The following is an 11,550-nucleotide window of genomic DNA, read 5'->3' as shown; positions in this document are numbered from 1 at the left end:
CAATCCAAAAACAATTGAGAGGCTAGGACTTTTGTCCCAGCCTCTTTTATGCTCAAACAACATTTTTGGCATTCTTTTAACTCTGAGGGAGTTGATGTTAAAAGTTTTATAGGTGAAACAAAAACCTTCATCACTATTGCCTTGTTTCTTGCCCACATGTTGTGCTAAAATGTTGCTATAAGGTCTTTGGGAGAGAAATGATGATCAAACAAAAAGAACAAATTTCTGATACGAAAAAAGAATTTAATTTTATATCCAGCTCTATTATTTCCCAAGTGTTCAGGGGGATTCTGGTGGGCATTTTTGCTGGAGTAGTAGTGGGAGCATTTCGTTTATTGATTGAGAAAAGTTTTCACTTGATTCAGGCGGCTTATGTGAGGGGCAGAAGTGAGTGGTTTTGGCTAGTAGCCTTGCTTTTCTTCTATGCTTTTATTGTTTTTATAAATGCTAGATTGGTAGCTACAGAAAAGGATATAAAGGGTTCAGGGATTCCACAAGTTGAGGCCGAGTTGAAAGGCTTGATGTCACTTTCTTGGTGGAGCATTCTCTGGAAAAAATTCTTAGTTGGTATTTTAGCGATTTCCAGTGGCTTGATGCTGGGACGTGAGGGACCGAGTATTCAGCTAGGAGCGATGAGTGGAAAAGGCATATCTAAGTGGCTAAACTTGAGTCCGGTAGAGGAACGAACCTTGATTGCCAGTGGTGCGGCTGCGGGCTTGGCTGCGGCTTTTAATGCGCCAATTGCAGGTTTGCTCTTTGTTGTTGAGGAAGTGTACCATCATTTCTCCCGCTTCTTTTGGGTTTCAACCTTGGCTGCAAGTTTGGTGGCGAATTTTATTTCGCTGTCTATATTTGGCCTGACTCCTGTTTTGGATATGCCGGATAATATTCCTTTCATGGGGCTGAATCAGTACTGGATTTATATTTTAATGGGCTTGTTTCTGGGCTTGGCTGGTTTTCTCTATGAAAAAGCAGTCCTCAATATTCATTTGGTTTATGAAGCCCTAGGCAAATTTTTTAGAATACCAAAAGCTTACTATCCGATTTTTGCCTTTGTTTTAATCGTTCCGATTGGCTATTTTCTGCCTCATTTGCTGGGCGGTGGGAACCAGCTAATTTTGTCTCTGACGAGTGCTCATTACACAGTTGGAACCTTGATTCTCTTTTTCTTACTCCGTTTTGTATGGAGCATGATTAGTTATGGCAGCGGACTTCCTGGTGGCATTTTTCTACCCATTTTGGCTTTAGGTTCTTTACTAGGCGCAGCAATTGGAGCACTTTGTGTGGAGGCTGGCTTTATCACGCAGGAACAATTTCCAATCTTTATCATCTTGGGAATGAGTGGGTATTTTGGTGCTATTTCCAAAGCTCCGCTGACAGCTATGATTCTCGTGACAGAGATGGTGGGAGATATTCGAAATCTTATGCCACTGGGCTTGGTTACTCTAATGGCTTATATTGCTATGGATCTGCTGAAGGGAGCGCCTGTCTATGAAGCCATGCTTGAAAAAATGCTGCCAGATCGGATTGAAGATGACGGTGAGACGACCCTGATTGAAATTCCTGTTTCAGAAAAGATCGCAGGGCGACAAGTGCATGAGTTGGAGCTGCCACACGGCGTTTTAATCACCATGAATATCCATAAGGGCAAGACCCAGACGGTCAACGGAGCCAGTCGTCTCTACCTGGGAGATACGATTTATGTAGTCCTTAAGAAGTCAGAAATTGGCAAAATTAAGGATATCTTGCTTTGAAATGCTCATTTTTTACTCAGAAAGGAAAGTTTTATTATAATTATCTGACAATTTATTGAAATATGAGAAATAAATTGTTATAATTTATATGAATTCGCCCCTTTTAGGGAAAATAAAGGAGTCAAGATGAAAAAACTTGGAATTGTCTTATTGTCAACAGCTATTTTACTGACTGGCTGTGCTGCTAATCAAAAATCGAATACAAGTGCCAGCAGTTCGGAAGCGAAAACAAGTCTATCGGCCTCTGACCAGAAAGCTTTGGATAAGGCAACAGCAGAGTATAAAGCCTTTGTACAGAAAGAAATTGATCAATTATTGACGGATACGGAGAAATTCAGAGATACGCTCAAAGAAGGCAAGCTTGATGAAGCTAAGAAAATGTATCCGCTAATTCGCATGAGCTACGAGCGTTCAGAGCCGATTGCCGAAAGCTTCGGAGAGTCTGATGTGAAAATTGACTTCCGCTTAGCTGACTATGTGGATGAAAACAAGACTGAAGAAGGCTGGTCAGGCTTCCACCGGATTGAAAAAATTCTGTGGGAAAGTAATACAACGACTGGTACAGAGAAATATGCAGACCAATTGGTCAATGACATCAAAGAATTAAAGGCTAAAATCGCGACTGTTGAGGTCACACCAGACATCATGCTGACTGGTGCAGTTGACCTCCTTAACGAAGTGGCGACCAGCAAGATTACTGGTGAAGAAGAAATCTTCTCCCATACGGATTTGTATGATTTCCGTGCCAATATCCAAGGGGCAGAAAAGATTTTTGAACTCTTTAAACCTTTGATTGAGAAGAAAGATGAAAAACTGGTAAAAAGTATAGAAACTGAGTTCAAGAATGTTAATAGTTTGTTAGACAAGCACATGACGGATTCTAAGAATTATAAACTTTATACCGAATTGAGCAAGGAAGACACTAAAGAGTTAGGAGAAGCTGTCACAAAACTAGGCGAGCCTCTCTCTCAAATGGGTATCATCCTAGATGGGAAGTAAGAAGATGACCAAGGACGAAAAATGGTTTAATAAAAAAATGGATCGTCGGGAATTTCTTAAAAAAGCAGGGATTGGAGGCGCAGGCTTAGCACTTGGTGTCTCCAGTGCATCTGCTTTTTTCGCTAATCAAGCGAAAGAAGACAAAAAATTGGCTGACGGCGATGAAGAAATCAGTTTTTACGGTGAGCATCAAGCTGGTATCACAACAGCCATGCAAAAGAATATCTATTTTGTCATCCTGGACTTGCATACGACGGATAAAGAGACCATTATCCAGATGTTCAAGGACTGGACCGCTTACAGTGAAAAGTTGGTCAATGGGGAGCTAGTCAAAAAAGATGGTTCTAATGCCCTCTTGCCACCTACGGATACTGGCGAAACAGTCGGACTCAACCCTTATCGACTGACCTTGACCTTTGGTATCTCCGCCTCTTTCCTGAAAAAAATGGGCTTGGAGAATAAAAAGCCCAAGGAATTTCGCGACCTGCCTCCTTTCCCTAAGGAACAACTAAAAGAGAAATATACTGGCGGTGACATTGTCATTCAAGCTTGCGCAGATGACGAGCAGGTGGCTTTTCATGCCGTTCGTAATCTAGTTCGTAAAGCGCGAAATGCTGTCACCATGAAATGGAGCCAGACTGGTTTTGCTGCTATAGGCGATCGTATGTCTACTCCCCGCAATCTATTTGGTTTTAAAGACGGCACGGCCAATGTCACCAAGGAGAAAGATTTTGACAAGGTGGTTTGGTGTGACAGCAAGGACTGGATGAAGGGGGGCTCTTATATGGCTGTCCGCCGAATCCAGATGTTCCTTGAGACTTGGGATCGGACCAATTTGCAAGAGCAAGAAAATACCTTTGGCCGTTATAAGGAGAGCGGAGCGCCCTTTGGCAAGAAGAATGAATTCGATGAGGTAGACTTGGACCTGCTTCCAGTTGATGCACATGTGCGGCTGGCTAAAGAGGTCGATAAACCTCTTTATCGTCGTTCCTATTCCTATTCGGATGGTATTGATGAAACAACCGGTCAATTTGATACAGGCCTCCTTTTTATCTCTTTCCAAAAGGATCCCGACAGCTTTATCAAAGTGCAGACCAATCTTGGAGCACAGGATAAGATGAATGAATATGTCACCCATGTGGGCAGTGGCTTGTTTGCTTGCTTCGGTGGTGTCAAAGAAGGAGAATATCTTGGTCAGAAATTATTTGAATAAGATCTTGTTTTTACTTTTGGCGCTCGTACTCCTAGCTCAGCCTGTATCAGCTGAGGATTCTTATAGTGGTCTCTTTATCAAGATTACGGATGCCAGCACCGCCGTTCAAAAAGGCGACCAAGCCAGTGCCAAAGAGTTGCTGGAAGAAATCCAGACTGAATTTGCGGCTTTAAGCAACCATGACTCAGCTGCAGGGAAAGAAGTCAGCAAGGCATTGACTATCTCAGGCGATGTGACAGAGGATAAGCTGACCAAGGTTTCAGCTGCTCTTTTGGCTTTTGAAAAGGAGCAGAATCCTGTTGATCTTGAGGCGGAAAAAACCAAGCTGGTCAATAAACTGGAATCAAAATTTCAAGCTCTTCAGGCAGCGATTAAGAGCAAGGATCTTGAAAAGATTCGTGAAGCCTATAAAAAAATGAATTCGACTTGGACTGCCAATGAAGGAGTGGTGCGGGATCATAGCACGGCTCATTATGGCAAGGTGGAGACGGTCATTTCATTTTTACGGAGTGCCATCGAGACAGAGCCAACGGATTTTGAAGCTATTCAAACTTCCTATGATGACTTGAGAGCAGCGATTGATAGCTTTGTCAAGGGAGAAGAGGCGTCTGCTAGCAGTGAAAATCTTACACTGGCAGATGGTATTGGTCTTCTGAAAAAGGCTCTGCTTGCTTTCCAAAAAGGAGACGAAAAGCAGGGCAAGGCTGCGATGAAGAAATTTATCACGATTTGGCCAAGTGTTGAAGGAGATGTCAGCACTAAAAATCCCTCCCTCTATACCAAAGTAGAAAGCCAGTCGCCTGTCATCATGGTGAAGGGCAAGGATAAGGAGTATCAAGACCAGCTCGCGTCCTTAATCAGTGAGCTAGAACAGATTGACACCAGCGGGTCTTATACTTTCTTTGATGCCATGCTGATTTTGCTGCGTGAGGGCGTTGAGGCTCTTTTGATTGTGATGGCACTTGTTACGACGCTCAAAGCCTCCAAGATGAAAAAAGGCCTCAAATGGGTCTATACTGGTGCTGGCTTGGGCGTACTAGCCAGTGCGGCCATTGCTATTTTGCTGCAAACTCTTTTTCCAGCCGTCGCCTCTGGCTCCAATCGTGAAATTATTGAGGGAGCAGTGGGGATTTTTGCGGTTGTTATGATGATTTTGGTCGGCATTTGGCTCCACAGTAGGTCCTCTGTCAAGAAATGGAATGACTTCATGGAAAGTCAAATGCAGGCAGTGACAGCTAGTGGTAGTTTTATTTCCATGTTTGCCCTGAGCTTTCTCGCTGTTTTCCGTGAGGGAGCGGAGACTATCTTGTTCTATGCAGGTATTTTACCACGCATTGCTGCTCTGGACTTCTTTTTGGGATTGGGACTTGCTATTTTGGTTTTAGTTTTGCTCGCAATTCTAATGACCAAGGCCAGCAGTTTGATTCGGCCTCATCGGATTTTCTTTGGTCTGACCTGGCTGATTTATGCCTTGGCTTTTAAGATGTTAGGTGTCAGCATTCATGCCCTGCAATTAACAGCTATTTTCCCTAGTCACTTGCTGTCTCATCTTCCAACCATTGATTGGCTGGGAATTTATCCGAGCCTAGAAGTGGTTCTAAGTCAAGCCGTCTTTCTTGTCGTTGTTCTTTATGTGACATTTAAAAATCGGCAAAAGGAGCGATCAGATGCCTAATAAGGAACAGACGATTGTGGAGCACTTGGCGGAATTTAGATGGCGCTTCCTTGCTGTCTTAATCTGGTTTGGTTTGATTTTTCTGATCAGTCTGCTTTTTGCAACGGATATTTACAAATGGCTGACCGCTTCCTTTGAGCAGAAGCTGATTGTATTGGGACCAGACGACATCCTTTGGATTTATATTAGCTTGGCTAGTCTTGTGGCTTTCTCATTGTCCTTGCCTTTTATGGTCTATCAGATTTGGGAATTTATCCGACCTGCTCTGAGAAATAGTGAGGCAAAGGCGATTTTTGCTTACATACCAGCCACATTTTTCAGCTTTGTCTTGGGCTTGGCCTTTGGTTTTTACTTTGTCAGTCCTGCTATTTTGCAAGTTTTGCTCTCTTTAGGAGATGGTTTATTTGCCGTCCAGATGACAGCGCAGAACTATCTGGCCTTTCTGTTTCACACGACCATTCCGATTGCTTGTTTGTTTGAATTGCCTGTCATTGTGGCCTTTCTGACATCAATCGGTTTGCTCAAACCGCAATTTTTGATAAAATATAGACGCTATGCTTATTTCGTTTTATTGGTATTAGCAGTTGTCTTGACGCCGGCTGATTTCATCAGTGACTTGTCAATGACAGTGCCACTGATTTTGCTGTTTGAAGTTAGTATCCTATTGAGTAAAATGATTGAGAAAAGGAGAACATCGTAATGGGAATTTTAAAAGATATCGGACTACCAGGGCTTATCGTTATCGTCCTAGGTGCCTTACTGATTTTTGGGCCAAAACGTCTGCCAGAGCTAGGGCAGTCTATTGGAAAAATGTTTTCAGAGTTTAAAAAGGCAGTTGATGGAGGAGCAGAAGACTCCAACTCAGAAAAAGATAAGAAAGAATAAAACACGGTCGCCCGTGTTTTATTAATTTCCGAACGTTATCAATAATTTACTTGAAATATTTTACAAAATCTGTACCTTGTGATATACTTTTTCTGGAAACGTCTGGATAGATGTAGCGATGCTGAAGAGCATAGGTAGGTCATTTTTAAGTATTGATAAGGAGTTTTCCATGCTCAATGATTTTCAGGTTTTTGACTATGAAGATATTCAACTAATTCCAGCGAAATGTATTGTGAAAAGTCGCTCAGAGGCTGACACTAGCGTGAAATTTGGTAAGCATAGGTTTCGGATGCCAGTCGTTCCGTCCAATATGCAAACGATTATTGACGAATCTGTCGCTGAGGAGCTTGCTCGAGGAGGCTATTTCTACATTATGCACCGTTTCGATGAGGAAGGTCGCAAACCATTCGTTAAACGAATGCATGAGCAAGGCCTGATTGCATCGATCTCCGTCGGTGTGAAAGACTATGAGTATGACTTCGTTAGCAGCCTAAAAGATGATGCACCTGAATACATTACCATTGATATTGCACACGGGCACTCAGACAGCGTGATTCAAATGATTCAGCACATCAAGAAAGAATTGCCAGAGACCTTTGTCATTGCTGGAAATGTCGGAACTCCAGAAGCTGTGCGGGAGCTGGAAAATGCTGGCGCGGATGCGACCAAAGTTGGCATTGGTCCAGGTAAGGTTTGCATTACCAAAGTCAAGACAGGATTTGGTACGGGCGGCTGGCAGCTGTCTGCGCTTCGTTGGTGTTCAAAGGTTGCCCGCAAGCCTATTATCGCGGACGGAGGGATTCGGACGCATGGTGATATTGCCAAATCAATCCGCTTCGGAGCCAGCATGGTCATGATTGGTTCGCTATTTGCCGGCCATATTGAAAGCCCAGGTGAAACCATCGAGGTAGATGGTGATAAGTTTAAAGAATACTATGGTTCTGCATCCGAGTATCAAAAAGGTGCTTATAAAAATGTCGAAGGCAAGAAGATTTTGCTGCCGGCTAAGGGCCACTTGCAAGATACATTAACTGAAATGGAGCAGGATTTGCAGAGCTCGATTTCCTATGCAGGAGGTCGCGATTTGCATAGCCTAACTCGTGTGGACTATGTCATCGTTAAAAATTCCATCTGGAATGGCGATGCTCATTAATGAAATAGAATAACTTATTTATCTTGCTAATGATTGGGGCAAGGTCTCTACAAGATGCCAAACATCTAACAATAAGTGAGCCTAATGACTTTCTGGCACTTTCAGTGTCAGGCTATTTGTCATAAAAAGAAAGGACTTGCTTATCGTGGCAGGTCCTTTCTTCATTGAACCAAGATATGTTAAGAGGAGATACATGAAAAAATTAGAAGAGAGAATTCTGCAAGACGGCAACGTTTTGGGAGAAAATATTCTCAAAGTTGACTCTTTCCTGACTCATCAGGTTGATTTTTCGCTTATGAAAGAAATCGGACAAGTATTTGCCGAGCATTTCAGGGATGCAGGCATTACAAAAGTTGTGACGATTGAGGCTTCAGGGATTGTACCGGCTGTCTATACGGCGGAAGCCTTGGGTGTTCCAATGATTTTTGCTAAAAAGTCTAAGAACATCACCATGACTGAAGGGATTTTAACGGCGGAAGTATATTCCTTTACCAAGCAGGTCACTTCGACGGTCTCCATCGCTAGTAAGTTTTTGGAGTCAAGTGACAAGGTTTTGGTTATTGATGATTTCTTGGCAAATGGTCAGGCAGCCAAGGGCCTGATTAAAATCATTGAAGAAGCTGGTGCTGAGGTAGCAGCCGTTGGAATCGTGATTGAGAAATCTTTCCAAGATGGTCGAAGCTTGCTAGAGGCTCAAGGCCAAACAGTGCTTTCTTTGGCTCGGATTGACAGATTTGAAAATGGAAAAGTTGTATTTAGAGAGGCAGATCTATAAGATGAACTATAATGAAGAAAAACATTCACAGGCAGCCATTTTAGGTTTGCAGCATTTGTTGGCTATGTATTCCGGATCCATTCTGGTTCCAATTATGATTGCTGGGGCTCTGGGATACTCGGCTGAGCAGCTGACCTATCTGATTTCAACAGATATTTTCATGTGTGGAGTTGCCACTCTCTTGCAACTCCAGCTAAATAAATATTTTGGTATCGGTCTGCCGGTCGTGCTGGGCGTGGCCTTCCAGTCCGTTGCTCCCTTGATTATCATTGGGCAGAGTCACGGTAGTGGTGCCATGTTTGGTGCCTTGATTGCATCAGGGATTTATGTTGTTCTGATCGCTGGGATTTTCTCAAAAATCGCTAATTTGTTTCCATCTGTTGTGACTGGTTCGGTTATTACGACCATTGGGTTGACCTTGATTCCAGTAGCCATTGGCAATATGGGAAATAATGTAGACAAGCCAACCGCTCAAAGTCTGATTCTAGCAGCTGTGACGGTGCTGATAATTCTTTTGATTAACATTTTTACCAAAGGTTTTATCAAATCCATCTCTATTTTGATTGGTTTGATTGTCGGTACGGGCATTGCAGGTGCTATGGGCTTGGTGGATTTGACGCCCGTTGCAAAGGCTCCGCTGGTCCATGTGCCAACCCCTTTCTATTTCGGAGCTCCAAAGTTTGAATTTTCTTCTATCGTGATGATGTGTATCATCGCAACGGTCTCCTTAGTAGAGTCAACAGGGGTGTACTTGGCACTTTCTGACATTACCAAAGATAAAATTGACAGCACCCGCTTACGAAATGGTTATCGAGCAGAAGGACTTGCGGTCCTGCTGGGTGGTGTCTTCAATACTTTCCCTTACACAGGATTTTCTCAGAATGTTGGCTTGGTCAAATTATCCGGTATCAAAACGCGGTTGCCGATTTACTATGCGGCTGGTTTCCTGATTCTCCTCGGCCTTTTGCCAAAATTCGGAGCCTTGGCACAAATTATCCCAAGTCCAGTTCTTGGTGGTGCCATGCTAGTTATGTTTGGTTTTGTGTCCGTTCAGGGGATGCAAATCTTAGCGCGTGTTGATTTTGAGCATAGCGAGCATAATTTCCTCATTGCAGCAATTTCTATTTCAGCAGGTGTCGGACTCAATGGTAGCAGCCTTTTCAACAGCTTACCGACCAGCCTTCAGATGTTCTTCTCAAATGGAATTGTCATGGCTAGTCTGATTGCCATTGTCCTAAACGCTATCTTAAATCGCAAAAATAAATAAGAAAGAGAGTGGGACAGAAATCGGTAATTCGTTAAAATTCGATTTCGTCGTCCCACCTCCGCACAGTTGAGTAGGGCTGTAAAAGCTGATGAAATCAGCGTAGTAGAGCCCACTCAACCACTGCGTCTTGCTCGACAATCCAAAGACAATTGAGAGGCTAGGACTTTTGTCCCGGCCTCTTTTGACTATTCAGTCGGCTTGTAGTATAGTTAAAGAAGATTAAAAAAGGACCTTATCATGTATCAGACTTATCATTTGAAACAACGCCTAAGCTTGTTTGTCTCAATTTTTCTTCCCATCTTGATTTATCAGCTGGCAAATTTCTCGGCTTCCTTTGTTGACACGACCATGACGGGCCAATACGATACCTTGCATCTGGCAGGTGTCTCTATGGCGACCAGTCTGTGGGGCTCATTTTTCTCCTTTCTGACGGGGATTGTGTCTGCCTTGGTTCCGATCATTGGTCATCATTTGGGACAGGGGAAAGATGAAAAAATAGCCCCTGATTTTTATCAGTTCATCTATCTTTCTTTGACTCTATCTCTGATTTTATTTGCGCTGGTATTTTTAGGTGCCCCTTTGGTTTTGCAGCGTCTAAGCTTAGACCCTTTAGTAAAAGATGTGGCCCAGCATTATCTTTGGTACTTGTCCATCGGTATTATTCCCTTCTTGCTCTTTAGCGTTATTCGCTCTCTCTTGGATGCTTTGGGGTTGACTCGGCTTTCTATGTATTTGATGCTCTTGCTCCTACCTTTGAATGCTAGCTTTAATTATGTGTTGATTTATGGAGCTTTTGGCTTTCCCGAAATGGGCGGAGCTGGTGCGGGACTAGGCACTTCGTTGGCTTATTGGGTTTTATTAATCATATCACTATTATTGGCCATCAAACATCCTAAAGTCCGCCAATACCAACTCTGGAAAATTCGTCCCCTGAACAAAGCTGGTTTAGCTGAAGGTTTTCGCTTAGGATTGCCAATAGGAGGGACAGTCTTTGCCGAAGTTGTCATCTTCTCAATCGTCGGACTGGTGATGTCAAAATTTTCATCTTTGATTATCGCTAGCCATCAGTCCGCTATGAACTTTTCTACTCTCATGTATGCTTTCCCTATGAGTATCTCTACAGCTATGGCCATTATCGCCTCTTATGAGTTGGGAGCTGAAAGACTTGACGATGTGAAGAAATATTGTACTTTGGGGAGAATTGTGGCATCCATTTTCGCGGTCTTTACCTTGATTTTTCTCTATATTTTCCGAGACAAGGTTGCCAGTCTCTATGGCTCTGATCCAGAGTTTATTCGTCTGACCTCAATCTTTCTGACTTTTAGCCTCTTTTTCCAATTGGCTGATACGATTGCCGCTCCTTTGCAGGGAATTTTGCGAGGCTACAAGGATACGAAAGCTCCATTTTACTTAGGCTTGCTAGCTTACTGGGGCGTTTCTTTGCCTCTGGGCTTGTTTTTAGATCAGGCTACGGACTTGGGACCTTATGGTTATTGGATTGGACTGATTGCGAGTTTGGTCGTGAGTGCAATCCTTTACCAACTGCGATTGAATTATATCCAAAAGAAGCGACGCTGAGCGTTTTCATCATAAAATTAAAAGGCTGAGTTATTATCTCAGCCTTTTTGATTTTATTTTGTTCGCATTTCACCTTGGGGGAAGTAAGTGCCTTCTGGCATGTCGTTGATGATGACATGGACAGCAGACTGAGGTGCGCCCGTATTTCTGACAACGGCTTCGGTGACTTCCTTAGCCAAAGCTTTCTTTTGTTCCAAGCTGCGGCCTTCAAATAAATCAATTCTTACAAATGGCATATGATTTCTCCTTTT

At 43.1% G+C, this 11,550-nt stretch carries 11 protein-coding genes and 1 riboswitch; of the genes, 10 read left to right on the top strand and 1 reads right to left on the bottom strand.

The features are described 5' to 3' along the window. Positions 1–200 precede the first annotated feature (200 nt). The 10 genes from SCRDD08_RS07045 (at position 201) to SCRDD08_RS07000 (ending at position 11,299) form a co-directional block, all read left to right on the top strand. Positions 201–1,754 carry a ClC family H(+)/Cl(-) exchange transporter gene (locus SCRDD08_RS07045; protein ID WP_061423008.1) on the top strand — a complete coding sequence of 518 codons (1,554 nt, stop codon included), beginning with the start codon at positions 201–203 and terminating at the stop codon, positions 1,752–1,754. Positions 1,755–1,880: 126 nt separating this feature from the next. Further along, on the top strand, positions 1,881–2,753 hold the full coding sequence (gene efeO, locus SCRDD08_RS07040; RefSeq protein WP_005589812.1) for an iron uptake system protein EfeO: 873 nt from the start codon (positions 1,881–1,883) through the stop codon (positions 2,751–2,753). A 4-nt stretch (positions 2,754–2,757) separates the two neighbouring features. After that, positions 2,758–3,966: an iron uptake transporter deferrochelatase/peroxidase subunit gene (efeB, locus tag SCRDD08_RS07035; protein ID WP_061423007.1), complete on the top strand. Its 1,209-nt coding sequence runs from the start codon at positions 2,758–2,760 to the stop codon at positions 3,964–3,966. Continuing rightward, a complete protein-coding gene (locus tag SCRDD08_RS07030) occupies positions 3,944–5,641 on the top strand; it encodes an FTR1 family iron permease (protein ID WP_061423006.1) in 1,698 nt (565 codons plus the stop codon). The genes efeB and SCRDD08_RS07030 overlap by 23 nt, the downstream gene beginning before the upstream one ends. Beyond that, positions 5,634–6,341 carry a twin-arginine translocase subunit TatC gene (gene tatC, locus SCRDD08_RS07025; RefSeq protein ID WP_061423005.1) on the top strand — a complete coding sequence of 236 codons (708 nt, stop codon included), beginning with the start codon at positions 5,634–5,636 and terminating at the stop codon, positions 6,339–6,341. Before SCRDD08_RS07030 ends, tatC begins: the two co-directional genes overlap by 8 nt. Next, entirely contained in the window at positions 6,341–6,526 is a 186-nt protein-coding gene (locus SCRDD08_RS07020; protein WP_061423004.1) for a twin-arginine translocase TatA/TatE family subunit, read from the top strand. Before tatC ends, SCRDD08_RS07020 begins: the two co-directional genes overlap by 1 nt. 169 nt (positions 6,527–6,695) lie before the next feature. Next, positions 6,696–7,679 (top strand): GMP reductase, encoded by a 984-nt coding sequence (gene guaC, locus SCRDD08_RS07015; protein ID WP_061423003.1) that lies wholly within the window; start codon positions 6,696–6,698, stop codon positions 7,677–7,679. Further along, positions 7,674–7,771, top strand: a riboswitch (purine riboswitch). It overlaps the preceding gene by 6 nt. Before the next feature lie 101 nt (positions 7,772–7,872). Beyond that, on the top strand, positions 7,873–8,454 hold the full coding sequence (locus tag SCRDD08_RS07010) for a xanthine phosphoribosyltransferase (RefSeq protein ID WP_061423002.1): 582 nt from the start codon (positions 7,873–7,875) through the stop codon (positions 8,452–8,454). 1 nt (position 8,455) lies between these two features. Further along, the gene (locus tag SCRDD08_RS07005; protein ID WP_061423001.1) at positions 8,456–9,721 is read left to right on the top strand and encodes a nucleobase:cation symporter-2 family protein; all 1,266 of its coding nucleotides are present in this window, start codon (positions 8,456–8,458) and stop codon (positions 9,719–9,721) included. Between the two features lie 237 nt (positions 9,722–9,958). Further along, positions 9,959–11,299 carry an MATE family efflux transporter gene (locus SCRDD08_RS07000; RefSeq protein WP_061423000.1) on the top strand — a complete coding sequence of 447 codons (1,341 nt, stop codon included), beginning with the start codon at positions 9,959–9,961 and terminating at the stop codon, positions 11,297–11,299. 53 nt (positions 11,300–11,352) lie between these two features. Here SCRDD08_RS07000 and SCRDD08_RS06995 read toward each other — a convergent pair whose 3' ends face one another. Beyond that, complete coding sequence (locus SCRDD08_RS06995; protein ID WP_005589823.1) at positions 11,353–11,535, bottom strand: 4-oxalocrotonate tautomerase; 183 nt, start codon at positions 11,533–11,535, stop codon at positions 11,353–11,355. Positions 11,536–11,550 lie beyond the last annotated feature (15 nt).

The organism is Streptococcus cristatus (assembly GCF_001578775.1).
Lineage (GTDB): Bacteria > Bacillota > Bacilli > Lactobacillales > Streptococcaceae > Streptococcus > Streptococcus cristatus_A.
The sequence above is the reverse complement of the archived record's forward strand: the minus strand, read 5'-3'. Positions and strand labels throughout refer to the sequence as shown.